The organism is Pseudoalteromonas sp. S3431, from assembly GCF_000690035.1.
Taxonomy (GTDB): domain Bacteria; phylum Pseudomonadota; class Gammaproteobacteria; order Enterobacterales; family Alteromonadaceae; genus Pseudoalteromonas; species Pseudoalteromonas fuliginea.
Genome location: NZ_JJNY01000040.1, coordinates 1 through 24,420, shown reverse-complemented (window position 1 = coordinate 24,420; position 24,420 = coordinate 1). Strand labels below are relative to the sequence as shown.

At 38.2% G+C, this 24,420-nt stretch carries 19 protein-coding genes and 1 pseudogene; 15 read left to right on the top strand and 5 right to left on the bottom strand.

What is annotated here, in order from left to right; genetic code table 11:
- Positions 1-65 precede the first annotated feature (65 nt).
- The 4 genes from DO88_RS10000 to DO88_RS10010 all read left to right on the top strand — a co-directional run bounded on the left by DO88_RS10000 (position 66) and on the right by DO88_RS10010 (position 4,539).
- Positions 66-1,175, top strand: coding sequence for a mandelate racemase/muconate lactonizing enzyme family protein (locus tag DO88_RS10000; RefSeq protein WP_007378064.1), 1,110 nt, complete (start codon positions 66-68; stop codon positions 1,173-1,175).
- A gap of 528 nt (positions 1,176-1,703) precedes the next feature.
- Positions 1,704-2,876, top strand: a complete 1,173-nt coding sequence (locus tag DO88_RS10005; protein WP_033039248.1) for a cytochrome P450 — start codon at positions 1,704-1,706, stop codon at positions 2,874-2,876.
- Between the two features lie 60 nt (positions 2,877-2,936).
- Complete coding sequence (locus DO88_RS0118310) at positions 2,937-3,245, top strand: 2Fe-2S iron-sulfur cluster-binding protein (RefSeq protein WP_033039245.1); 309 nt, start codon at positions 2,937-2,939, stop codon at positions 3,243-3,245.
- Positions 3,246-3,261: 16 nt separating this feature from the next.
- Positions 3,262-4,539, top strand: coding sequence for an NAD(P)/FAD-dependent oxidoreductase (locus DO88_RS10010; RefSeq protein WP_033039242.1), 1,278 nt, complete (start codon positions 3,262-3,264; stop codon positions 4,537-4,539).
- Here the strand turns inward: DO88_RS10010 and DO88_RS10015 are convergent.
- Positions 4,525-5,274, bottom strand: coding sequence for a helix-turn-helix domain-containing protein (locus DO88_RS10015; protein WP_007378069.1), 750 nt, complete (start codon positions 5,272-5,274; stop codon positions 4,525-4,527). The genes DO88_RS10010 and DO88_RS10015 overlap by 15 nt on opposite strands.
- Before the next feature lie 141 nt (positions 5,275-5,415).
- Between DO88_RS10015 and DO88_RS10020 the strand changes: the two genes are divergently transcribed.
- The 3 genes from DO88_RS10020 to DO88_RS10030 are packed head-to-tail and all read left to right on the top strand — an operon-like array spanning position 5,416 to position 9,289.
- Complete coding sequence (locus DO88_RS10020) at positions 5,416-6,525, top strand: Zn-dependent alcohol dehydrogenase (RefSeq protein ID WP_033039237.1); 1,110 nt, start codon at positions 5,416-5,418, stop codon at positions 6,523-6,525.
- Between the two features lie 11 nt (positions 6,526-6,536).
- Positions 6,537-7,355 carry an alpha/beta hydrolase gene (locus DO88_RS10025; RefSeq protein WP_033039234.1) on the top strand — a complete coding sequence of 273 codons (819 nt, stop codon included), beginning with the start codon at positions 6,537-6,539 and terminating at the stop codon, positions 7,353-7,355.
- A gap of 11 nt (positions 7,356-7,366) precedes the next feature.
- Positions 7,367-9,289 carry a hypothetical protein gene (locus tag DO88_RS10030; protein ID WP_033039231.1) on the top strand — a complete coding sequence of 641 codons (1,923 nt, stop codon included), beginning with the start codon at positions 7,367-7,369 and terminating at the stop codon, positions 9,287-9,289.
- A gap of 457 nt (positions 9,290-9,746) precedes the next feature.
- Here the strand turns inward: DO88_RS10030 and DO88_RS10035 are convergent, their stop codons facing one another.
- Positions 9,747-10,133, bottom strand: a complete 387-nt coding sequence (locus tag DO88_RS10035; protein ID WP_033029369.1) for a YkgJ family cysteine cluster protein — start codon at positions 10,131-10,133, stop codon at positions 9,747-9,749.
- A 281-nt stretch (positions 10,134-10,414) separates the two neighbouring features.
- Here DO88_RS10035 and DO88_RS10040 point away from each other — a divergent pair, with 281 nt between their 5' ends.
- The 3 genes from DO88_RS10040 to DO88_RS10050 all read left to right on the top strand — a co-directional run bounded on the left by DO88_RS10040 (position 10,415) and on the right by DO88_RS10050 (position 13,907).
- Positions 10,415-10,594, top strand: a complete 180-nt coding sequence (locus tag DO88_RS10040; RefSeq protein ID WP_007378075.1) for a hypothetical protein — start codon at positions 10,415-10,417, stop codon at positions 10,592-10,594.
- A gap of 199 nt (positions 10,595-10,793) precedes the next feature.
- Positions 10,794-11,222: a hypothetical protein gene (locus DO88_RS10045; RefSeq protein ID WP_007378076.1), complete on the top strand. Its 429-nt coding sequence runs from the start codon at positions 10,794-10,796 to the stop codon at positions 11,220-11,222.
- 639 nt (positions 11,223-11,861) lie between these two features.
- Positions 11,862-13,907: a hypothetical protein gene (locus DO88_RS10050; protein ID WP_033039227.1), complete on the top strand. Its 2,046-nt coding sequence runs from the start codon at positions 11,862-11,864 to the stop codon at positions 13,905-13,907.
- 235 nt (positions 13,908-14,142) lie between these two features.
- On the opposite strand, the gene DO88_RS10055 is transcribed toward DO88_RS10050, so the two are convergent.
- Positions 14,143-15,246, bottom strand: a complete 1,104-nt coding sequence (locus DO88_RS10055) for a hypothetical protein (protein ID WP_007378078.1) — start codon at positions 15,244-15,246, stop codon at positions 14,143-14,145.
- A 77-nt stretch (positions 15,247-15,323) separates the two neighbouring features.
- Positions 15,324-16,097, bottom strand: a complete 774-nt coding sequence (locus DO88_RS10060; protein WP_007378079.1) for a phytanoyl-CoA dioxygenase family protein — start codon at positions 16,095-16,097, stop codon at positions 15,324-15,326.
- A gap of 233 nt (positions 16,098-16,330) precedes the next feature.
- Here DO88_RS10060 and DO88_RS10065 point away from each other — a divergent pair, with 233 nt between their 5' ends.
- The 5 genes from DO88_RS10065 to DO88_RS10085 all read left to right on the top strand — a co-directional run bounded on the left by DO88_RS10065 (position 16,331) and on the right by DO88_RS10085 (position 23,344).
- Positions 16,331-17,098: an IclR family transcriptional regulator gene (locus tag DO88_RS10065; protein WP_033039224.1), complete on the top strand. Its 768-nt coding sequence runs from the start codon at positions 16,331-16,333 to the stop codon at positions 17,096-17,098.
- Between the two features lie 432 nt (positions 17,099-17,530).
- Positions 17,531-20,302, top strand: a complete 2,772-nt coding sequence (locus tag DO88_RS10070; RefSeq protein WP_033039221.1) for a TonB-dependent receptor — start codon at positions 17,531-17,533, stop codon at positions 20,300-20,302.
- A 73-nt stretch (positions 20,303-20,375) separates the two neighbouring features.
- Complete coding sequence (locus DO88_RS10075; protein ID WP_033039217.1) at positions 20,376-21,929, top strand: tryptophan halogenase family protein; 1,554 nt, start codon at positions 20,376-20,378, stop codon at positions 21,927-21,929.
- A gap of 23 nt (positions 21,930-21,952) precedes the next feature.
- Entirely contained in the window at positions 21,953-22,675 is a 723-nt protein-coding gene (locus tag DO88_RS10080) for a SapC family protein (protein ID WP_033039214.1), read from the top strand.
- A 69-nt stretch (positions 22,676-22,744) separates the two neighbouring features.
- Positions 22,745-23,344 (top strand): DUF1287 domain-containing protein, encoded by a 600-nt coding sequence (locus DO88_RS10085; protein WP_033039211.1) that lies wholly within the window; start codon positions 22,745-22,747, stop codon positions 23,342-23,344.
- Between the two features lie 158 nt (positions 23,345-23,502).
- Here DO88_RS10085 and DO88_RS10090 read toward each other — a convergent pair.
- A pseudogene (locus DO88_RS10090) lies at positions 23,503-24,420 on the bottom strand (tetratricopeptide repeat protein); the annotation flags it as partial.

Genomic DNA, 24,420 nt, shown 5'->3' with positions numbered 1-24,420 from the left:
ATAATTCAATCGTGTTGTAAATTGTTAACAATGAACAGTGTTATGTGAACTAATTCGGTGGTTTAATGAAAGTATCATCACAAACAATAAAAAGTGTAAAAGTAGAGTATTACCAAATTCCGCTAGCTGAAGTATTAAGTGATGCTAAACATGGCGATCACACTCACTTTGAAATTATTGCATTACATATAATGACCCATGACGGCTTTGAAGGTATGGGTTACACCTATACTGGTGGAAAAGGTGGACGTGCAATTTATTCACTCCTTAATGACGAAATTAAACCGGGGTTAATTAACCAAGATTCAACGTCAATTATGGCAATCTGGGATAAGTTACAGTGGGATCTACATTATGTAGGCCGTGGTGGTTTACTTAGTTTTGCGATTTCAGCAGTTGATATAGCGCTGTGGGATATTAAATGTAAACGTTTAAATGCACCCTTATGGCAAGTTGCTGGGGGCAGTAGTGATAACACAAAATGTTATGCAGGTGGAATAGATTTAAACTTTAGTGAGCAAAAACTACTTGATAATATTGGTGGTTATTTAAATCGTGGTTTTAACGCCGTAAAAATTAAAGTGGGTAAACCAGATTTTAAAGAAGACATAGAACGTGTAGCTGCAGTACGCAATTTAATTGGTAATGACAAAATCCTCATGGTCGATGCTAATTACTCGATGAGTGTGGAGCAAGCAATTCGCTTTGCAAAATCGATTGAAAAATATGATATTACATGGTTTGAAGAGCCCACCATACCAGATGACTACAAAGGTTTTGCTCGCATAGCACAAGCAACCTCAATACCGCTTGCCATGGGCGAAAATTTACACACACTGCATGAGTTTGGCTATGCAATTGACCAAGCTAAATTGGGGTTTTTACAACCAGATGCATCAAATATTGGTGGTATAACAGGGTGGTTACATGTAGCCAGTATGGCATATACCCATAACTTACCTATTTGCAGTCATGGTATGCATGAACTGCATGTATCATTACTGGCATCTCAGCCACATGCTGGTTTTTTAGAGGTTCATTCTTTTCCTATTGATGAATACACAACGCGTCCTTTAAAACTTGAAAACGGCAAAGCGTGCGCGCCAGATATAATAGGTACAGGTGTCGAGTTTGACCCACAACTCGTTAAACCACATTTAGTTAAGCACTCCTAGTAAAAAATAAACGAGTCGTTGTGCGGCCACAAGAGCAGTGAAGTGATTATTTAACAAGGAGTGATGAATAATCCATCATTAATTAAATCTTATGTGCATTGCCCTTGTGGGCGCCTTTATAAAAATAGTTACATTACTTACAGTGCAAGCTGTTGATATTAAATCCACTATAATAGGAGTATTTAACGTTAAAAAATTGTTTTCTAAAGAGGCAATATTTTATATTTAATTATTCAGAGATTTATCTGAATTGGCATTTACCACAACCCAAATTGCAAAGTAAGTGGTAAAGCGTTAGATTGCTATAAAGTAATGCACTCTTTGCTGAATAAGCAATACAAATTAAATTAGTTAGTAACTCTCACATCCCCACTAAAAGCCAACATAAACTGTTGGCTTTTTTATGCTTTTAAATTGCATTAAAAAGCATGAAACTACCATTTTTAAGCAAAATTCGTGTATTTCCATCATAAAGTTGCCCTTAATATGTTGTATCTAAATTCATTTATTACAGTGTTAGGTTTTATTATGACGTCAAAAATAATAGGTGTGAGCGATTTCCCTGATGCATTTTTAACAAAACGCACAGCAAGTGGCATGGGACAAATGGACGATCAAAACGATCCCGTCAATATGATATTAGGTCTAAAAGATGTACGTAAAGCGGCGCATAATTGTGCTGTTTTTCAATCAGGAGCTAAACCAGGGCGTATTGTAATTCCATCAGAAGTCGCAATACGTGAAACACGTCAAATCCCATTTGAAGTAGACCCACCTGAGCACGGCGGTTTTCGTGAACTATTAAATCCATGGTTTAAGCGTCCATTAGATGAGGGTTACCAAGCGCGCTTACAAGCTATTATTGATGAAACAATAGACAATGCCTTCAAAGCCGAGTCGTTAGATGTGGTGTCACAATTTGCACTTCCGCTGCAATCTAAAGCGTTAACGCTGTTACTTAATACCTCAATAGATAAAGCACAAACATGGATAGATTGGGGTACGCACGTATTTAGAAGTGAAGATAGTGACCTTGATAGCGATAAAGCCAATATTCTATACGATTACATTGATGAGCAAATAGAAAACGCCATTGCAATCCCGGGTGATGATTTATATTCAGTGCTTTTAAATTCAGAGGCGAACGGTAAAAAGCTGAGTAAAGAAGAAGTAAAAGGTGTGATGATCCTCACCTTTGCAGGGGGGCGCGATACCGTTATAAACGCGATCACAAACTCTATTGCCTACTTTAGCGAAAACATCAGTGATTTAAAGCGTATTGATGATGAGCCTGAAATATTAAACAGGGCCGTAGAAGAACTCATTCGCTATTTTTCGCCGCTTACGCAAATGGGCCGCGTCGCAACGCAAGACACAAGCGTATGTGAGCACGCTATAAAAGCCGACACACGAGTTTCGTTATGTTGGGCGTCGGCTAATCGCGATGAAAAGGTATTCAAAGATCCCAACAATGTCGACTTCGACCGAAAGGTTAACCCGCATATTAGTTTTGGTTTTAGCCATCACAATTGTTTGGGCGCAACGCATGCTCGCCAAATTCTGCGTCAACTAGTGTTATCACTTGCTAATAAAGTTGCTCAAATAGAGACAATAAAAGCAGATGAAAATATTGAAAAACTAGGTGAGTTTTCAAGAAAGGTAGGCTTTAACAGTCTGCACGTTAGCTTTAAATCAAAATAAAAACACCGTACAAAATAGTTAAATAAATACAGTAACAAGTAAAAGTAGAGGATTAATACGATGGCGAAAGTAATATTTATAACCAAAACAAACGATGCAGTTGAAGTTGAGGGCGACAGTGGCTCGCTAATGGAACTAGCATCAGCAAATGGTGTTGCTGGTATTGATGGTGATTGTGGCGGTGTATGTTCGTGTGCAACGTGTCATATTTACTTAACACCGGATGACTTTAAAAAAGTAGGTACACCCGATGAGATAGAAAGCGACATGCTAGAGCTGGACGATAACGTAACGCAATACAGCCGTTTATGTTGCCAAATTGAGGTGTCTGACAATATTGATGGCATGACCTTCAGAGTAGCCAATTAAAAGCGGGTACAGCATTATGCAAAACACACATACAGAATCAAATCTACTTGAGCAAAGCGTGGTGGTTATTGGCGCAAGCCATGGCGGGGTTAACTTTGCTTTTACCCTTCGCCAGCAAGGTTGGCTGGGTAAAATTACGTTACTCGACAGCGATCCAGAGCTGCCATATCATCGGCCACCTTTGTCTAAAAAAACGTTGCAATCGGATGATGTAAAATCGACTCCATTAAAAGTAGAAAAAGCTTATACCGATAGCAATATAGATTTATGCTTGGGCCAGCGTGTTACTGCAATTAATAAACAAAGTAAAACAATTACGCTGAAATGTGGAAAGCAAATAGCCTTTCATAAATTAGTGATAGCGACGGGATGTTCGCCCTTTATTCCGCCTATTAAAGGGCTTATTGATACCGTTGACGATAAAGGGAATGCACAATATTTTGCGATGCGAACACACGCAGATGCAGTGGCAATAAAAACAGCACTCAATAAAAGTAATGATAAACAGGTAGTCATTATTGGTGGCGGCTACATTGGCCTTGAGTCGGCGTCATCGTTTATAGCGTTAGGTGCAAAAGTAACGGTAATTGAAAAGCAACAAAGCATACTCTCGCGTGTTACATCAGCTGTTATGTCTGACTTTTTAACTCAATTGCACATAAGCAAAGGGGTAGATTTGCAAACAGCAAAAGATATTGTACAAATAAAGCACACAGCTAATAAACATTATGTTGTATGCAGTGATGGCACTCAATATCCCGCCGATTTTATTTTAGTGGGCGTTGGGGTAAGGCTTAATACCGAGCTTGCAGTGGCTGCAGAGTTAGCGCTCGAACAAGGTATTAAAGTAAATGAAGTGTGCCAAACTTCACACCCTGATATTTTTTCTATCGGCGACTGTACCTCACATTTTAATAAAATTTATCAGAGATGGATAAGACTTGAATCGGTTCAAAATGCAGTAGAACAAGCCAAAACAGCTGCACAGTTTTTAGCAAAAAATAGTGAACCTGTTCCTGCATTACCCTGGTTTTGGTCAGATCAATACGAGTACAAACTACAGATAGTGGGTTTATCACAAGGATATAACGAAATTGTCGTACGCGAAGAGTCACCGGATCAATTTTCACTTTGGTATTTTATTAACGACACATTGTTGTGTGTAGAAGCGGTTAATCATGCTAAAGCCTACGTACTTGGTACACAGGCTATAAAGCAAAATATAAAGGTTAATAAGCGGATATTAAGTGATTTAGCAACACCGCTTGCAAAGCAATACCTACTTGAGACGTAGCTGCTGGCGATACTGGTGAGGGGTAACTTTAAAATGGTGCTTAAACTGCTTAATAAAATACGACGGGCTGGAGAAACTCAAGTCGTAAGAAATATCAGTTACCGAGGCATCACTTTGCCCAAGTAGTCGTGCGGCATTATATAGCTTGTGCTGAATAAGGTAGTCGGAGTACGGCACTCTAAAATGCTTTTTAAATACTCGTGAAAAATACGAAGGTGATAAATAACAAAGTGCTGCGGCTTGCTCTAGCGAAAGATTGAGGCCATTTTTTGTTTTTAGCTCATTAACAACGGGTGTTAACTTTTTAAAGCTAGCTGAACCACTCAACGGTTTTTGCTGGTTAGATAAACTACTTTTACCGTATTCGCACACCATGGTTATTAAACTATTAAACAGTTGTTTGCAGGTTTTACTTTTTGGGTTTTCGTTAAACTCGCTCAACATCCATGCGAGTAGTTTATGGATTCTTTTTTGTAGTTCAACGCTAAATGTTAGATGTAAACCGGTTTTCAATAGATCTAAAAACTCTTGTAGGGCTGGGTCGTTAAGGCGCTCAGGCATAAACTGCACAATATACCAAGATTTAGGACGTGGGTTTAAAGCAAAATCATGCGTTTCCATTGCAGGCGTAAAAACGGCCTCAAAATCAGACAGAGTTGATTCACCCTGATGGTAAAAATACGTGCCATCAATTTGTTCAAAAAATATAAATTCGTGCACCTGATGAAAGTGCATAAAACATGAATAGCTATCGTGCTGAAGATAACTTACCTGATGAATTTCGAAATCGTAACCGTCTTTTATACAAAACGGTTCACAGTAAATTGTCGGTTGCTTCATAACATAATACTTATATTTAGAGACTTAGGAGTCTACATGTACAAGGCAAAAGCTGCAATTGCAGATGGAAAAGGCGGTTTTTTCTTCGATACCGTTAATGTCGGAAAACCAAGTACTGGCGAAGTAAAAATTAAAATAAAAGCCTCAGGTATTTGTCATACCGATTGGGATTCAATTAAAACGTGGAATAAAAAATTTATCATTGGTCATGAAGGCGCAGGAACCGTTGTTGAGTTGGGCGAAGGTGTAACGGAATTTACTATTGGCGATAAAGTAATACTAAATTGGGCAATTCCGTGTGGTGAGTGTTTCCAGTGCCAAGAGGGTAATTTACACATTTGTGAAGTAAATAGCCCCGTAACTGGCAATGGTTTATGCGGACACGCAGGTAAACAAGCGTGTGAGCATAATGGCAATAGCTTAGAGCGCTCATTTCATTTAGGTACGATGAGCGAATACACCGTCGTAAAAGCTGCTGCAGTTATAAAAATACACAGTGACATTCCTTTTCCAAGTGCAAGTATTGTTGGTTGCGGTGTAATGACCGGTTACGGATCAGTGGTTAATGCCGCTAAAGTAAAAGCAGGTTCGTCAGTGGCCGTATTAGGCTGTGGAGGCGTAGGACTAAATGCAATACAAGGGGCTGCAATTTCAGGCGCCGCTAAAATAATAGCAATTGATTTGTCACCGGAGCGATTAACACAAGCTAAAACATTTGGTGCTACACATACTGTACTTGCTAAAAAGTATGACCCTGATTTAGTTCATATGATAAACGAAGTTAAAGCGCTAACAAATAGTCGCGGAGCCGATTATGCCTTTGAGTGTACAGCAGTGCCGGCACTTGGCTCCGCGCCATTAGCATTAATACGCAGCGCGGGCGTTGCGGTGCAAGTGAGTGGCATTGAGCAAAAAATAGATTTTGATTGCGAATTATTTGAGTGGGATAAAATTTATATAAATCCGCTCTACGGGCAATGTAATCCTAAGCGCGACTTTGCTCAAATACTAGACCTTTATGACGCAAAAAAGCTCAAGCTCGATGAGCTAGTCACAAAAACTTACTCGTTAGATGAGTTACAAACAGGCTTTGACGACATGCTAGCAGGGCGTATCGCTAAAGGTGTCGTCGTGTTTGATGATTAAAGGAGCATAAAATGGCAATTCATCGTTTAGAGGTATCAAATAACAGTTACACCGCTGATAACTTTGTAACGCTAACCGCGTATAGCAGTCACTTAAAAGGGCGAGGTGATATAAGCATTTACCAAGAAGCAACCAGTAATAAAAATGTACCTATAATTGTATTACTGCATGGTGTGTATGGTAGCCACTGGGTGTGGAGCCAGCTAGGGGGCGTACATAAAGTGTATCAGCAGCTTCGTAGCAGTGGCCTTAACGAGTTTGTATTAGTGATGCCATCAGATGGCGCACACGCTGAGGGCAGCGGGTATTTGCCACTTAAAAATGCAGATTATGAAGCATGGATAGTTGATGATGTGATTAGCGCTGTTATTCAAACTCAACCAATGTGCTCGAGCTCATCAAATATTTATATTACGGGCCTTTCAATGGGAGGGTATGGAGCATTATGTTTAGGTGCAAAGCATCCAACTATTTTTAGCGGTATATCAGCGCATTCATCAATTACTGAGCTTGACGACTTTAATCACTTTGTTGATGAACATACTCTAAAGCCACTAAAAAAAACCACTGATAAGTACAAAGGCGACGTGTTTAAAACATTGATCGCGAATAAAAAGACATTACCGCCACTGCGATTTGATTGCGGAAAAGACGATGTACTTTTTAGTGCTAATACTGCGCTTGCAAAAAAGCTAGTTGATGAAAATGTTCCTCATACGTTCGATATTTTTGCAGGCACCCATTGCTGGGAGTATTGGCACGAACATGTAGCTAAAACTATGATCTTTTTTGCTCAATTAGAAAGCAAAACTCACACACAATTAAAATAAGGAGATAACACATGAAAGTCATTAGCTCACTTTTAATTGCATTTGCATGTACTGCATCATGCAATTTAGTCGCGCAGCCAGAAGTATCCGTAAATTTAAACGTAAAGCGAAGTATTGACGGCCTATCAACCTTTGATAGAAGCAAATACATTGTTATGCATTCGATGCTAACAACAACCGATTGGAAGGGGGAAGAAGATAAGCTTGACTACTTACTTAACGACCTTGATGTGTACTTTGGTCGCGATAATGGTTCTATGCCGTATTACGCGACTCAAGTTGAGCAAAACTCAAATAACCTAGGGTACGCAAGCCCTGAGAGTATCGCTGCTTATGGCAAAACTGCTCGCGAAGATTATTATGGTAAAACGTTGTCGAAGCTTCATAAATACGATAATAAAGCCCACGTAATGATAGGCGGGCAAATTAATCAGTTTTGGATTGGTAATCATAAAGGCAAAGGCGAATGGAGCTTTGCTAATACCGATGCTGTGGGTCAATATATGGGAAATTTTGTAAATGAATTTTATCGAAATGACAACCAAGGACCGAACAAAGGCCCAGCACGGCCACAATACCTTGAAATACTTAATGAGCCACTTTACGAACTTGTTGATGTACATCACGGTAAGCCTATCGATACATTTATTTTTCATAACGAAGTAGCCCAAGGCATACGAAAAGTTAATACAAGTATTAAGATTGGTGGGTACACCACTGCCTTTCCATGGTTTGACGATAACAACTTTAATCGTTGGGATGAGCGAATGAAGCTATTTTTAGATACCAGCGGTGAATACATGGATTATTTTTCGATTCATCTTTACGACTTTGGCTATTTAAACCGCGATAAAGGCGTTGCTAACTTTAAAGGAGCCCGTATAGAAGCCACTATGGACATGATGGAGCAATACGAAAAGCTTAAGCTAGGTAAGGTAAAACCTTTCATGATTTCGGAATACGGCGGGCGTGACCATAAAACAGAAGCAACGCCATGGACTGCAATAAATGACTGGCAAACTATGAAATCGTTTAGCCCTATGATGATGCAATTTATGGCTAAACCTAATCTCATACTTAAAGCCATTCCATTTAGTTTAGCAAAAGCAGAGTGGAGTGGTAATGAGGGACGCGATTATGCTTGGCGCTTACTACGCCACAATGACGAAAAAACAGGTGAAACAGACGATGAATATGTATTCACCGACATTATTAAATTTTATCAATTGTGGTCAGATGTAAATGGCACACGTGTTAATACTGACTCAAATGAAGCCGACTTATTAGTAGATAGTTACGTAAACAAGAACAAGGCATATGTAATTATCAGTAATTTAGAAACAAGTGCTAATAGCGCCTTGCTAAATTTAACAGAGCTACCAAGCAATCCGATTAATAACATTAAAATTAAGCACTTGCACTTTGCTAATGGTGAGTCAACACTTACAACAACATCACAAAATATTGGTGTAAAAAATGAGTTACCAAAAAGCATTAACATAGGCGCAGAAGCCACAGTAATTATTGAATATACGTTCAGCAACAATATAAAAATTACTGCTGAGTCTGACGAGCATAAATACTATGCAACAACCTACAAACAGCCAATTAAAGCCAATACAGCGCTTAAATTTAACATTAACGATGTAAAAACAAGTGAATATGGTAAAGGTATATTGCGTTTAAGTTTTGGTAGAGAGCATGATTTAGCTCAACAACCTATCGTTAAAGTAAATGGCACTTTAGTTACTGTACCAACCGATTATGCCGGTGATGAGCAAGTATTTCGCCCACAAGTATTTAGCATGCTAGAAATCGAAGTTCCAAACGAGCTGTTAAAAACCAATAATACGATATTAGTTACATACCCAGATGATGGCGGATTTGTTAGTAGCGTGACGCTTCAAGCGTTTGAGTACAGTGATGATATTTAATTTAAAAAACTAACTATTTGTTATGTTATAAAAAGCAAGGTCACTAATTATTAGTGGCCTTAGTTGTCACAGAAGTCTTATTAAATTTTAAAAATAGATGGCATAATTCGTATGCATTAGTGATTGATCTTAATGTGTATTATATTTACTTGTGCTATTGGCCGAAAAGAAAACAGATGCCTTAATGGTCGGCGGAAGCTTATGTTATGTCTATCCCGCACGGGGTACCAATATCAATTTTATTAAAAAAATTTAATGTTTTTAATTTACCTATGGTTCTTTTAGCGAGTGTAACCACATTTATTGTAATTATTTCAATAGGTTGGGTTGAGCCTATAGGGCCCTTTTTTTTAATTTTCTTTGGCTCTATTGTAGTTGCTATAGGTTGTTGGTATACAGATTTACTCTTTTTTAAAAATAAAAACTAACCAATAACCTGTTGCAGTTTAAAAGAGAATTATCGACTATCAATCATAAGTATATCGAGTTTATGTTGAGCTCTGGTTTGATTCTTTATGTCGATAGGTTCAATCATCTCGCATTCGTCTCTGATCATTTCAGGAATGAGGCTAGGGTAGTGGCGACAGTCCTCTGGGCGGTCGAGATAAATACTGCAGGTGTACATGTTTTTAGCCAAGGGATCTTTTTTAGGCGCAATTTCTAAAAAAGGGCAAGCATCTAGTCTCAATCCTGTTTTTGGGTCAAACCAAATTTCGTCGTTTTTCACGTATTCATAGATTTCGGGGTTAAAAAGCTCCCATAAATCAATTTCTTCTTTTGATGCGCTTAAATCGCCACCACCGTATTTAATACAGCACTTACCGCATTGATTACATTGTTTCATAATTTGCTAATTGAATTGGTTGTCAACGAGTTTAAGTTAGCTGTTAGTGTAGCACTGAATTTATTATTCGCTGTTTGCTTAATTAAAAAACCATCCCTTTAATTTGTGTGTACACAGTAGTTACGGCATTAATCTAGATGAAAAATCCCTTGTTACATTTTATATAGTGCAGACATTATTAAATGGTTTACTCTAAAGGTAGTTAAAAATGTTATGAAATCAGTTTGAGTAACTTGTGGTTGTTACAATTACTGTACAAAAATATTTGATCAGGAATTATCATGAAAGAAGCTGTTTCAAAGTTAAAAACAGAATTTAATGCAAAGTTATTGTATTGGAACAATCTTAAAAGTAACAAAGCTAAAGCGCTAATTCTCTTATTGTTTATAGCTGTTATTGCGCTTAAGGTATTTACAACCATCTTTACCTTCGATTGGCTTGCGAGTTTATTTCGCATTTAAGGTTACAAGCAATAATTTCGGTAAAATTTTAATCACAAAGTGTTTAACGCCTACCCGATGTTTATTATTAATGTATTATTACGCTATAGACCAAATTAAATAAATCAGTTGTTAAAACATGTTTTGTAATGGCTGAATGCTATATTTTGGCTAAATTGAGTGAGTAATTGAGTTTAGCTGCATTAAAAGGTAACACGTAATGATGAACACAAAAGTATACAAAGCGGTACACGACTTAGCAGAAGAGCTAATGACGGCTGCTAATAAAAATGATCGTGAAAAGTTTGAGTCTTTATTTGCTCAATTAAAAGCTATTTGTATGGAAAACGAAAATACGTCTAAAGATCACCCAGTGCAATGGGAAACCCTAGCTGATTTTACCGAAGAGCTAGAAGAAGCGATCACCACTTATGAAAAAGCGTTAGAGAAGTCAATTGCAATTAATAACAAAGATCATATGTCATCGGTTGCTTTTTCAATGGCTACGTTACAGTTAGAAATAGGTCAAAAAGACGAAGCGATTAAAAACTTACAAAACGCTAAAGTCAGTGCTAATAAAATTGAAGATAAAGAGCTTAAAGCTGAAATACATGACTTACTAGAGTCACTTATTGAAGAGGAAGGTTAAGTATTTAAAAGTATAATTAGCCCCCATTAAATGTGATTTTTGTGGACTTAACTTGATATTAATAACGCGCTGGTGGTTTATACCCTCAGCGCTTTTTTATGTTTACTATAAATGACAAAAAGAAATGCTTTATTTTTGAGCCAGTTTACTCATAAAGTTTATATTTATTAATCAGCCTGTTACTTATTAAATTCTATTCAGCAAATCTATAGATTACTTTTTATGAGTGAGTCCCACTAAAATAAGTTAACCAATGTGGTCATGAGTCATCTTCCTTTTGAATGAATAACAACAAATTGTTAACACTGAAAAACGTCTGAAATAATTAGAATGTAATTAAAAGTCACACATAAAATATTTTTTATCAAATGCTTGGGTTCTGGTTTGGCTAAAAACCAAGCATGCTGCAGCAAATTCAATCTCAAAAAGTTAACACTCTCTAAATACCTAGTTGTAAATAGGGTGTTCAGCTTGTTCATTTACGGCGTTAACTTAGTCCCGTTAATTACCACTAAAGTGTGAAATTTGACCAAAACTTTAACTAATCGTTGCATTTTGTTAATTGTTAACATTATATTGATTGTGAGTTCCATGCCTTTACACAAAGGATTAATTTTTACACCAAGATAGGTAACAGTTATGAAAAAAAGATCATTGTATTGTGCGGTTTCGAGTGCGCTATTACTTTCAAGTACCTTTAATGTGCACGCTGTTAAAGTGCAGTTTAATATTGATACAAAACATGCTGTAGGACAGTTTGATAGCTTCGATCGTCGTAAATTTATTACGTTACATTCATCAAATACCGAAAGTGACTGGTTTGGAAATAACGCTCAAAGCTTAAATGCGCCTAATGCTGATCCTGATTTAATGACCCATTTTTTAGAAGATTACGATGTGTACTTTGGTCGTGATACAGGGGGCATGAAATATCAACTAACACAATTACCAGAAGATTCAGCAAAACCAGGTTATGCAAGCGCGGCAACCGCAACAACAAATGGCGGCGGAGTAAAATGGAATTATACCAATATTACAACAGCTCAAGCTAAAACAATGCGAAAGCATGAAGGGCGTAACAGCGATTTAATTGTCGCTGCACAGCAACATCCTTATTATCCTGATGGCACTAAAATTGGTAATCAAAATTGGTCTTTCTCGCAAAGAGATACTGCGGCTGAACCACTAGGTACAGCCATGGGCGACTACATGGCGCAGTTTTTACAAAAATACTTTAAATCAGGCCCATCAGATAGCCTTGGTCAAAAGCGCCCAACGTATGTTGAGGTAATGAACGAGCCACTGTTTGAACTGCACGACTTTCCGCATACCGGTTATGATAAAGAAAGCCTCTATGACATTTTTAGATTGCATAACTCAGTTGCTGATGTGATTAATGCTAACCCTGCACTGAGTGATGTGAAAGTAGGGGGCTTTACGGTGGCGTTTCCTGATTATGAAAAAGGGTCACAATTTTTCGATAACTGGAAGCAACGCGACAAGGCATTTTTAGATATTGCAGGAAATAAAATGGACTTTATTTCGATGCACTTATATGACTTTCCAAATTTCCCAGGTGGCCCTGGTGGTCAGCATCAAATACAGTACCGAAAAGGCAGCAATATGGAAGCGACCCTTGATATGGTTGAGCAATATATGGCTTATAAATGGGGAAGTATTAAGCCGTTAGTTATTTCCGAATATGGCTCTCAATTACAAGGCTCATTTGGTACTAAATGGACACCGCAACGTGACTGGTTATGTCTAAAGGCAATGAGCTCTATGCTGATGAGCTTTATGGAAAGGCCAAACCGTATTGATAAAGCCATTCCGTTTATTCCATTAAAAGCAGAATGGGGCCGTATAAGCGACACTATTCCCTATTACTGGCGTTTACTGCGTCAAGCTAAAGAAGGTCAAGGTGAAACCGGCGAGCAATGGGTTTACACCGAAATGGTTAAGTTTTACCAGTTATGGTCTGATATAAAAGGGACGCGAATAGATAGCTGGGCAAGCGATATGGATATTCAAGCTGACGCGTATGTTGATGGCAAAGATGTTTATTTGGTATTAAACAGCCTTGAATTTTCGCCGACCAATATTGATTTAAGTGTTTTAGGCAAGGGTTCTAACAACGTAACGGGTGTAAATATTAAGCATTTATATCCTAATGCCCAAGGCAAACCAGTATTGGATAACAGCAACAGAACAACACTCCCAAGCTCTGTTGTATTAGGCTCTGAGTCAACCATGATAATTAAAGTGAGTCACCAAAAAAATGTTGTTATTAACAATATTAATCAAGAGACTAAGCATTACGCAAGTGCAGTAGTTAAAAATATTGCAGCCAACGCGACCCAGTTCTTTACTATTAACAATGTAGATAAAGGGGCTAATGGCGAGGCTACATTGCGCTTAGGTGTTGGCCGCCCTCATGGTAAGTCGTTAACGCCAGTTGTAACTGTTAATGGGAATAGAGTCGCTATTCCTACTGATTTTAGAGGATATGATCAAAAAAATGGTGGCCTTGGACGTGAGCGTTTCTTTGGTGTTATTGAAATTCCAGTGCCATATAATAACATTAAAAAAACTAACAATATTGAAGTTACATTCCCTGACAGTGGTGGTGCAGTTAGTTCACTAACATTACAAAACTTTAAAATGAGTAAACGTATTACTCGCTAAAAACGTGTAATAAAGGTTTAGTAATAAACAAACTGCGGGTTTATCTATATGATAGCTTCGCAGTTTTTTTATTTGTATCGCTACTACTGCCTAACACAATACAAATAAACTAATACTAAATATGCTGGGAATGGCTTTAGGTGTATTTTTGCTGTTAAGCCTGTGAGTTTTATGCTTTACAATGAGTACAAGGTACTCATTATTAAAAATAAACACTATTTTCAGAGCGTTAAACTTAGCATGACTGTTTTATTAATTTAATTGGGTATGTTTTAGAGGAGTTCCACTGACCTACATATAAGTTGTCGTCTTGATCTACGCAAATACAATGCACGTGATTAAAAATGTCCCCGTTACTTTGCATCGGCTGTAGTTCTCCATTTATATACTGCGGTTGCGGTGCCCCTAAATTAGCTATTAGCGTGTTACTTTTATCAAATATACTAATAAAACCAGAATCGTCAGCATTTTTATTGTCAATATGCGACCAGCAAACTGGTGCATAAAATAGTTCACCTTTGAACACGGGACCGCCAATATATGCCCCATTAGCGCTAATTCTATCAAGGTACTTACCATCAAACGAAAATACTTTTAAACATTGCTCAAAACGAGAGCTTACTATTAATGTAGGATTTAAGGGATCACGTAAGTCTACTTCAACCCCATGGGTGTTGTGTAAATTGTAATTTTTGTCTTCATTATGGTGACCGCCCCAATGGTTTATATAGCGACCTTGTTTATCATAATGCAGTAAAAAGTCGCTGCCATAACCATCGGTGACATATAAATCCCCATTGGGGGCAATGGCAATGTCAGTAGGGCGAAAAGGTTGCTCGGGTTTATAAGCACCGCACGTTTGTGGATGGCCGATACTGTATATTAGTTTGCCATCTAAGGTCATTTTGGCAATAAAGCCAGCCTGTGGAATGACATTGTTAGTAGGGCTATCCCATTGCTCTGTGCTGTGACCATCCCAGTGGCGATTAACAATCCAGCCACTATCTACAACGTATAGAAATTCTTGCTCGCCTTCTTTTACAATTTTTATAGCGTGTCCACCAGGAAAAGAGCTTCCAAAAGCGTCAAGTAATTCACCGTTTTGGCTATACACTAAAATATTATTAGTCGTGTTATCGGTGATCATAAATATTCTCCCTTGTGAGTCCATCACCATCGCATGACAATTTTCTATAGGGTATTTATTGGGGTTTAACTTTCCCCAGTGGGCGTCTATTTTGTATTTAAATTTACCTTGGCCAATTATTTTCCCGTGTGGGTCTTCGTCATTTTTAGGAGTAGCGTGAGGTATAAGGTGTTTTTGCTCTGAGGTTAACATACAGAATTTTCCATATAAAAAAACCAGCTTATGCATTGGGCTATAATGCATAAGCTGGTTTAGGCTAGAAGGTTACTTTAAGTGCGTTCTTTTGCTTTAAAATTTAAAATAGCATCATCGTTAACGCGATTTAATGGATAATAAACAGCTTCGTTTTCTTTAAATGGCTGGTTGCTAATCGCATTGTAAGCACTGATCATTGACCAACGAGGTTCGGCAGCGCGGTTTTGATTTGATTTATGCAGTAAATTACAGTGGAAAAACAGTACATCACCTGGTTCAAGTTCTACATTTATAAGTTCATGGTACTTCATTGCTTCTTCTACAAACTCTAAACAGGCGCCTTTTTGGTCACCGGTTTTACTGTGATCCAATCGTCCCAAATGATGTGAGCCTTTAAGTACTTGCAAGCAACCATTTTCTTGTGTCGCTTTATTTATGGCGACCATACAGCTAATTGATTTTGGATAAAGCATGTAATTATCACGATGCCAGTAGCCAAAATCTTGGTGCCATTCCCAGGCGCCACCTACAAATGGTTCTTTCATCATAATTTTAGTGCTGGTGTGGTACACCTCTTCGCCAATAAGTGTTTCGCATACTTCAATTAAGCGACGACCGCGAGAAAACATACTGTATAAATCGTCGCCTGTTTTTTGCCATAAACAGACTTTACTTACAGCGCCATCGGCGTCTTTTTTGTCCCATGCTCGTTCATAGAGTGTATCGTCATTAAAAGCAGTTTGTTGTAGTAGCTCAATTTCATCAGCGCTGTAGTAATTTTTGACAATAATATAACCATCGCGGTGAAAATCAGCTATTTGTTGTGGTGTTAAATAAGTGTGTGACATAAATGTAGTTCCATTTTTCTATTTATTTGTTTATTGTTGACAATATTTGATCGGTTATGCATTTAGGTCAAGTTTAATTTATATAAAAATACTGCATTTATATATGAATTGATTTTTATTTGCTATGTGCTTGATTATAAATAAGTAAATTGTTTTTTGTAGTCAAAAAAATTTTTAAATTTATATATAAAGATACAAGTTATTTTAGGTTGAAATTCAAACAAAGGACATCTATGAACGATAAGTCAAAAGCAAAATATGCAGTGCCCGCTTTAGATAAAGGTTTGGATATATTAGAGTTTTTAGCTCTAAATAACGCACCTTGTACGCAAAGTGAAATAGCATCTGGTATTTCTAGAACACCTAATGAGGTATACAGAGTGCTCGTGGGCCTTGAAAAGCGTGGCTATTTAGTTCGCTCACTGGAGTCGGGCAGATATTGTCTGTCGTTAAAGCTTTATAATTTATCACGAAGTATCTCCCCTATGGATAATGTACTGCAATCGGCATTACCGCATATGGAAGATTTGGCTGTAAATAGTGGGCAGTCTTGCCATTTAAGTATGTTGTATCAAAGCCAAGCAATGGTTGTTGTGCAAGCGCGTAGCAAAAGTCCAATGCATTTAAGTATTGCAGAAGGGGCTTTATTTACGCTGAGTAGTTCCAGTGCAGGTAAAGTACTTTTATCAAACAGTAATGAAGAAGTGCGCCAGATGCTTATCGAACACGATGAAACGTATAGTGCTTATGAAAATGAATGTCATCAGTTATTGAACGAGCTCGATTTAATTAAAGAGCAAGGATACCTTGTACAAAATAACCCACTGATCGCTGGTGTACACGACTTTAGCGTATTAATAGGTAAGCCTAATGCAAAATTAATAGCCGCACTTACCATTTCGTCTTTTGATTCAGCACTTAATACTTCTTCAAATAAGCAATGTGTTATTGATGAACTTAAAAGTACAGCGCAAAAAATTACATCATTATTGGCGCGCTAAACTTAGTTTTAGCGCTTAAGTATTAACTCGCGCCTAGGAGGAACCAAGGATAGCGGTTGTTTGGCATTTATGCTGCGTTGCGACACAACACAGGCTCTGCATTGCCTAAAAGTCAAACATACTGCTGCAAATTCAGCCTCGAAAGATAAATTTAAATATCCTTATGGCTCAATATGTCGATAAACCTCTTAACCAGCGCCGCGAAAAATTAACTCTTATACCGCCTTTTTAGCTCACTAAATATTTATTCCCACTCATTCTTGAGCGAAAACTAAACGTTATTTGTAAAATAAATGGTCAATTTGTTTGACTTGGTTAGTTAAATTCCATTACTGTAAAGTTAATTGTTAACAATGTTATTTTAACAATGATAATGCCCATAGATAACCTGCTAATGGTTAAAAGTTATAAACACAATATTTAGGTGCAATAATGACTAACACACAATTCAAATTAAATGCGATTTGCGCGGCAATGCTGATAACTTCTCCAGTAAGTTACGCCGCACAGGAAAACGAGACAACTGTACAAAGTGATGTTGAAGTTATCCAAGTAACAGGTATCAGAAGCGCATTAAGTAAATCTGCTTCAATAAAGCAAGATTCATCAGGCGTCGTAGATGCTATATCAGCAGAGGACATTGGTAAGTTACCTGATACTAACTTAGCTGAATCGCTGCAACGTATTAGTGGTGTATCAATCGACCGTGCAAACAATGAGGGCAACCAAGTTAGTGTTCGGGGTTTTGGTCCTGGCTTTAATTTAGTAACCTTAAATGGTCGTCAAATGCCAAACTCTTCGGTTTTACAAGAAGCGGGAGTTTCTCGCAGCTTTAACTTTAGAGAAATCGCGGCTGAAAGTGTGTCGGGTGTATCAGTTTATAAAACGGGTAAAGCGAATGTAGCCTCAGGCGGTATTGGCGCAACCATTAATATAAATACAGCAAAACCATTTGATTTTGACGGTTTTAAAGCATTTGCAAATGCAAAGGCAATTAAAGACACCAGCTCAGAGAAATCAAACGTAACACCAGAAATTTCGGGAATGGTTAGCCAAACATTCGCTGATGATACGTTTGGTGTTTTACTTGCGCTGTCGCATTCAGAGCGAGAAAGTGGCCGAGAGCGCGTAGGCACATCGCAAGGTTGGGTACGTAACCGAGCAAATGCTGCCGGTGTTGATAGCAGTGCAATTGATACAACAGTTAATCCAACGAGTACTTATTGGGTACCTTGGACGCCAGAAATGGAGCGCTTTGAAACTAAGCGAGAACGCCAAAATGCGCAGTTGGTTTTACAGTATGCTCCTAGTGACAACTTAACGGCTACACTTGATTACACTTTATCGCGCTTTGAAGAAATTAGTAACACAAATAAAATGGCATTTTGGTTCGATAACCCAACAGGCACCGCCGATGAAAATGGCACTTTAGTCGATATTAAAAATGCAAATGATGAGTTGAATTTTTGGGCGTGGGAGCTTTACGAAGAAAAAGAAAACGATTCATTAGGCTTAAATTTAGCATGGCAAGCAAGCGATTCATTGAAACTTACGTTTGACGCTCATAACTCTACATCACACTCAAACCCAGATGGTGATACAGCTGAAACAATTGCAAATTTAAAGAATGTCCCAGGTTTGGTTAAATCCATCAGTGCTAACTTCTCTGGTGACATTCCGAGTATTGGGGTTGATGATTCAACATTGGCGGGTGGGGCTTACAACCCAGCTAATATTGTGTCAGATTTATATCAGCGCCGTGGTTATGAAATGAAAAATACCATTAAGCAGTATCATGCAAGTGGGCAATGGGAGAATTTGAAGAGTGGGGCACTCAGCGCTATAAATTTTGGTGTAATGTATACCGATTACCAAATTGATACTTATCTTTCTGAGCAGTTCTCATTTGTCGATATTCCTCTAGACAACCTAGGGCTAACCTTTGATGAACAAGGTGACTTTGCTGATGAGTTTTCAAGTTCGGATCAGCTATTTCCGTTTATTCCACGTTACAGTGCCAACGATTTTGTAGATATTGTCAGAGATGAAGGATTATTTATTGAGCCAAATATTTCTACAAATGGGGTTGAGGAGCAAACGCTCGCGATATATGTATCATTTGATCTTAAAACCGAATTTAACGATATTCCAATTGATATGAATGTCGGTGTGCGCTACGAAGACACCGATGTAACAGGTTATTCAGTCAAGCCTGGGGTTGTTGCTTTTAACTATCGTCATGCTGAAGAGCTTCGCCCTGTATTTGCTGCAACAGCAACACCGCAGGAGCTTGAAGGCGGTTATACACGTATATTACCAAACTTTGATATAAGCGCCGACTTAGATGACGGCTTTAAAACTCGTTTTTCATATAGTCGTACATTAGCTCGTGCAGGTATTGGTGGTATGTTCCCATCAACTACCATTAACGCCCGTCCTGAAGGACCGTTTAATGCATCGCAAGGTAACCCTAACTTATTGCCAATTACGTCAGATAACTTTGATTTTTCAGTTGAGTGGTATGGAGACGACGGAAGCTATGCATCGGTTGGTTACTTTAAAAAGTTTGTTGAAAACTTCATTGGTGCAGGCGTAGTGCAAGGTACGCTAAATGATGTAAATGGCGAGCCGTTACGCGATCCAAGTGTTAACCCCCGCCCTGGTTGTCCTGATAGTTCAGATACACCTAACCCAGCATGTTTAAGCCAAGCGTCAGACCCGATTGTTACATTTGATATTGCAACGCCAGATAATCTTCAAAATCGTGAAGTAGATGGTTGGGAATTAAATGCGCAGTACATGGTGCCTGATACAGGCTTTGGCGTGGTTGCTAATTATACGATAGTGAATAGCGATGAATCGTTTAAACCGTATGATTTTGACCAAACAATTGCACTAGCAGGACTAAGCGATTCAGGTAATTTGGTCGGCTTTTACGAAAACGATGATTACCAAGTACGTTTAGCCTATAACTGGCGCGATGATTTCTTACTGTCTTTGGGAACTGAGCCCACATTTACAGAGGCGTATGGTCAGCTAGATTTTAGTTTTAATTACACCATTAACGACACTTTGGGTGTTAGCTTTGATGCACTTAATTTAACGAATGAAACAACACGCCGCCATGGTCGTTTTGCAGAGCAATTAGTATCTGCTGAGCAATATGGTCCGCGCTTTAGCATTGGCTTAAGTGCTAAATGGTAAGTTAGTTTTTGACAAATAATACAAAACGACAGCTCAGCGCTGTCGTTTTTGCCTTTTAACTAACGAGGTTGCTATGAACGATGATATTAAATCAATAGTAATAGTTGGCGGTGGAACTGCAGGATGGCTAAGTGCAGGAATAATTGCGGCGTATTTGCAAAAACATCACAGCAAAAAAATAAATATAACGCTGTTAGAGTCCTCAGATATTCCTACAGTTGGCGTTGGCGAAGGAACTTGGCCGACTATGCGTAGAACCCTTAAAGACATGGGTATTCGTGAAACTGAATTTATTCAACAATGTAATGTGTCGTTTAAACAAGGCGCTAAGTTTACTAAATGGATTACAGGTGAAGAAGACGACTATTACTATCACCCGCTTGAACTACCAACAGGGATGTATGAACATAACTTAGCTACTAGTTGGCTAACTAAAAACGAGCCAAAACCTCCTTTTGCTGAGTATGTTAGTGCACAGCAATTAATATGCGAAAGCGGATTAGCTCCCAAACAAATCACCACACCCGAATTTAGTGCAATAGCAAATTATGCTTATCACTTGGATGCAGGCTTATTCACTACATTCTTAAAAAACCACTGCATTGATAATCTTAATGTTAAACACATTGTAGGCACTGTCGTCGGTGTAAACAATTGCACAAATGGCGATATTAAAAGCGTTAGCCTAAATAATAAAATAGAGATAGCAGGGGATCTATTTATCGATTGCAGTGGTTTTAAATCGTTATTACTAGGTGAGAACTTAGGGGTGGGGTTTAAATCTTGTAAAGAAGTATTATTTGCTGATAGTGCGCTTGCCATACACATGCCATACAAAGATGACGAACCAATATGCTCGCATACTTTATCTACAGCACAAACATCGGGCTGGATTTGGGATATAGGATTACAAACACGCCGTGGAATAGGGCATGTGTACTCTAGTAAACACATTAGTGATGAAGATGCTAAGCAGCAATTATTTGATTACTTAAATATTAATAAAGATCAGCAAAGCGAATACAAAGTTAAAAAGCTTAGTTTCGAACCAGGACATCGTGAAAAATTTTGGCATAAAAACTGTGTCGCAGTAGGCCTCTCAGCTGGTTTTTTGGAGCCACTGGAAGCCTCTGCTTTATTACTGGTAGAAATATCAGCCAATTTTGTTGCGCAGCAATTTCCGGCCAATAGGCATGTAATGAATATAACCGCGCAGCGTTTTAACCGCACATTTAATTACCGATGGGAGCGAATAATCGACTTTTTAAAGTTACATTATATGTTGAGTAAACGAACCGACAGCCCATTTTGGCAAGCGCACTGTCATCAAAATACTATTCCACAAAGCTTAAAAGATAACTTATCACTTTGGGAATTTCATACACCAAGCGATAACCACTTTGATCATTCACAAGAAGTGTTTCCAGCAGCAAGCTATCAATATGTGATGTATGGCATGGGGTTTACAGGCTCAAGCGAACTGTATGGCAACTCAGAAAGTTATTTTAAAAAGGCCATTGCGCTTGTTAACAACAACCAGCAATACACCCAAAAATTACTTAATAAATTACCTACCAATAAAGCATTATTAGCGCAAATTAATCAATTTGGTATGCAGCAAATATAGTTAAAACATAAGAGCGACACACTATGACAAACTCAGTATTACTCGATAAAAATACACATAAGCATACTCGCATTAAAACTGAACGCGGTGCACAATACGGCGAAGCAGTAAACTACATTCCGGTTGTTGCCGATGAGCTTGCTCAACTTGCATTAGACTACCCAGTCTATTTTATGAAGAACAATCAAACTGGCCAGTTTGAACTATATGCTTTAACTGGCTTTGATGAGGGGCAAAACTTATTTTTACAAAATGATATATGGCATGCCACATACGTACCTTTACACTTACAGCGACAACCATTTAAGTTAGGAATAGGAAATAAACTTACTAACAAGACCGAGCAAACAGATCTCGCTGTTACAATTAACGAACAACACCCAAGAGTAAATAATAGTGAGGGAACACGGTTATTTAACGAAACAGGGGAGCCAACCACATATCTAAATAATGTGAGTGAGCAATTGATAAAGCTTATGCATGGCGGCGAACGTACAACCGCTCTTATCAATACTTTACTAAAACACGATTTAATTGAAGCAGTGCAGCTAAACATCACTAAATCAAGTGGCAAAACACAAGGCTACAATGGCCTGTATTCTATTGCCGCAGATACACTACAGCAACTACCGACAGAAACACTAAACATTTTGCACTCAATGGGGTATATACAAGCTTGCCATCTAATCTTATGTTCAAGCGGGCATGTTAAAAAATTAGTAAAATGGTTACATTGCGGTGATTGAACAGTAGTGTTGTTTATGTATCTCTATTAGCGTAATTTGATCATTAAACTATTTTTAAAAGGAATTTGTATGATTAAGCTAACTCTATTTTTAGCTACGACGTTAAATGTAAATACAGCCTCGTTTGAAGAAGATATGGTAACTGCATTACTTGAAAGAACAACACACAAAGTTTTTTACGATGGTACTTATCGCTCAATAACTTACCCTGGTGGGGATGTACCAAAGAATACTGGTGTGTGCACAGATGTTATAATTAGATCATATCGTCAATTGGGTGTTGATTTGCAAAAGCGTGTTCATGAGGACATGCTAAAAAACTTTGAGCTATATCCCTCTAAGCGTATTTGGGGTTTAACCAAACCTGATAAAAATATAGATCACCGACGAGTCCCTAACCTGCAAGTATATTTTAAACGGCATGGACAAGAGCTTACTAAATCTAATAACGCGAGTGACTACAAGGCAGGCGATATCGTCACGTGGATGCTGCCGGGTAATTTACCGCACATTGGTATGGTTATTAAAGAGCAAGATACACGTTCTGGTAGTCCGTTGATTGTACATAACATTGGGCGAGGGCCTGAAAAAAGCGATATCCTTTTTGCCTATAAAATTACAGGACATTATAGATTTGTGCCTGAAAAGTACACAAATTCATTTAATTAAGTAATCTATTTTTAGACAAGAAAATGGTATCGTTAATAGGGTGTAAATTTTGTATCTTGGTTGTTAAGTGCTAAGTGTGGATTTTGCTTATGTAATTCTGTATTTGAGTAATAGATAATTACTATATTACATAAGTTTTTCTTTTACAGAGGTAAAACCTACTTTAACTGCTTAAAAAATTGATAACCTTCTGCATTTTTCAGCTTTTTAGTAAAGCTCATTCCTAAGCTTTTTAGCTTTACTGCATTATTATATGTGCTGATTTTGGATTTTAACTCACTTACGGCCTGCGCTGTTGCGCCAATGCTATCAAGTGCTAAAAAATACAAATAGGCGTATTGCACGTTGCTATTTTCAAGTGCCATTGCGTGTTTAAACGAGTCAACAGCAGCGGGTTTGTTACCGCTTCTAATAAGCGCCATACCGTTTGCATAATGTAGCGGCGCAGAGGTAGGCACTGCTTTTAAACCTGTATTCAACGTGCTTTGCATTTTTTCGGTTTGATCAAGTCGATAATAAATGTCGGCTAGATTTACATAACTTGCATCAAAGTAAGGGTCTACGCTAATGCCATTTTGTAACGATTCAATGGCGCCGTTTATGTCTTGCTTGTTAAGCGCGAGCATACTTTGATTGATGTTACCTTCACCGCGCCATGTATTTACGTTATTAGCGTGTGCAAGCTCTATAATTGATTGATTAAGCCCGCTTATTTGCGTTGCTGTTTGGCTTAGGTTTTGCGCTGCGGCAACACGCACCGACTTTAATTTGTCGGTTAATAGTTGTTTGTAGCTTTTTAAGCGCTCTGCTTCGGGCAGTAAAAAGCCTACTTTAGCAATCGCCAAGCGAATAAGCGGAAGCGGTGAATTAACCCAACTTTTTACTGTGGCATCGTTAAGCTCAGCTCCTGAATTGCCTAAATAAGCAATTGCACTGGCGCGATCTATTTCGTTTAACGAAAAGTCATTAATCAAGCGCATATGTGCATTTTGCGATATGGCTTTGAGTGAGCGTAACTCAAGCATACTGTGCTCACTTGCACTTAATGCCGGTGCTTTACCATGCCATTTTTCAAG

What these genes read in the sequence shown, in the direction of transcription:
- DO88_RS10000 (WP_007378064.1), top strand. Translation starts at nt 66, where the DNA reads ATGAAAGTATCATCACAAACAATAAAAAGTGTAAAAGTAGAGTATTAC.
- DO88_RS10005 (WP_033039248.1), top strand. Translation starts at nt 1,704, where the DNA reads ATGACGTCAAAAATAATAGGTGTGAGCGATTTCCCTGATGCATTTTTA.
- DO88_RS0118310 (WP_033039245.1), top strand. Translation starts at nt 2,937, where the DNA reads ATGGCGAAAGTAATATTTATAACCAAAACAAACGATGCAGTTGAAGTT.
- DO88_RS10010 (WP_033039242.1), top strand. Translation starts at nt 3,262, where the DNA reads ATGCAAAACACACATACAGAATCAAATCTACTTGAGCAAAGCGTGGTG.
- DO88_RS10015 (WP_007378069.1), bottom strand. Translation starts at nt 5,274, where the DNA reads ATGCACTTTCATCAGGTGCACGAATTTATATTTTTTGAACAAATTGAT.
- DO88_RS10020 (WP_033039237.1), top strand. Translation starts at nt 5,416, where the DNA reads ATGTACAAGGCAAAAGCTGCAATTGCAGATGGAAAAGGCGGTTTTTTC.
- DO88_RS10025 (WP_033039234.1), top strand. Translation starts at nt 6,537, where the DNA reads ATGGCAATTCATCGTTTAGAGGTATCAAATAACAGTTACACCGCTGAT.
- DO88_RS10030 (WP_033039231.1), top strand. Translation starts at nt 7,367, where the DNA reads ATGAAAGTCATTAGCTCACTTTTAATTGCATTTGCATGTACTGCATCA.
- DO88_RS10035 (WP_033029369.1), bottom strand. Translation starts at nt 10,133, where the DNA reads ATGAAACAATGTAATCAATGCGGTAAGTGCTGTATTAAATACGGTGGT.
- DO88_RS10040 (WP_007378075.1), top strand. Translation starts at nt 10,415, where the DNA reads ATGAAAGAAGCTGTTTCAAAGTTAAAAACAGAATTTAATGCAAAGTTA.
- DO88_RS10045 (WP_007378076.1), top strand. Translation starts at nt 10,794, where the DNA reads ATGATGAACACAAAAGTATACAAAGCGGTACACGACTTAGCAGAAGAG.
- DO88_RS10050 (WP_033039227.1), top strand. Translation starts at nt 11,862, where the DNA reads ATGAAAAAAAGATCATTGTATTGTGCGGTTTCGAGTGCGCTATTACTT.
- DO88_RS10055 (WP_007378078.1), bottom strand. Translation starts at nt 15,246, where the DNA reads ATGTTAACCTCAGAGCAAAAACACCTTATACCTCACGCTACTCCTAAA.
- DO88_RS10060 (WP_007378079.1), bottom strand. Translation starts at nt 16,097, where the DNA reads ATGTCACACACTTATTTAACACCACAACAAATAGCTGATTTTCACCGC.
- DO88_RS10065 (WP_033039224.1), top strand. Translation starts at nt 16,331, where the DNA reads ATGAACGATAAGTCAAAAGCAAAATATGCAGTGCCCGCTTTAGATAAA.
- DO88_RS10070 (WP_033039221.1), top strand. Translation starts at nt 17,531, where the DNA reads ATGACTAACACACAATTCAAATTAAATGCGATTTGCGCGGCAATGCTG.
- DO88_RS10075 (WP_033039217.1), top strand. Translation starts at nt 20,376, where the DNA reads ATGAACGATGATATTAAATCAATAGTAATAGTTGGCGGTGGAACTGCA.
- DO88_RS10080 (WP_033039214.1), top strand. Translation starts at nt 21,953, where the DNA reads ATGACAAACTCAGTATTACTCGATAAAAATACACATAAGCATACTCGC.
- DO88_RS10085 (WP_033039211.1), top strand. Translation starts at nt 22,745, where the DNA reads ATGATTAAGCTAACTCTATTTTTAGCTACGACGTTAAATGTAAATACA.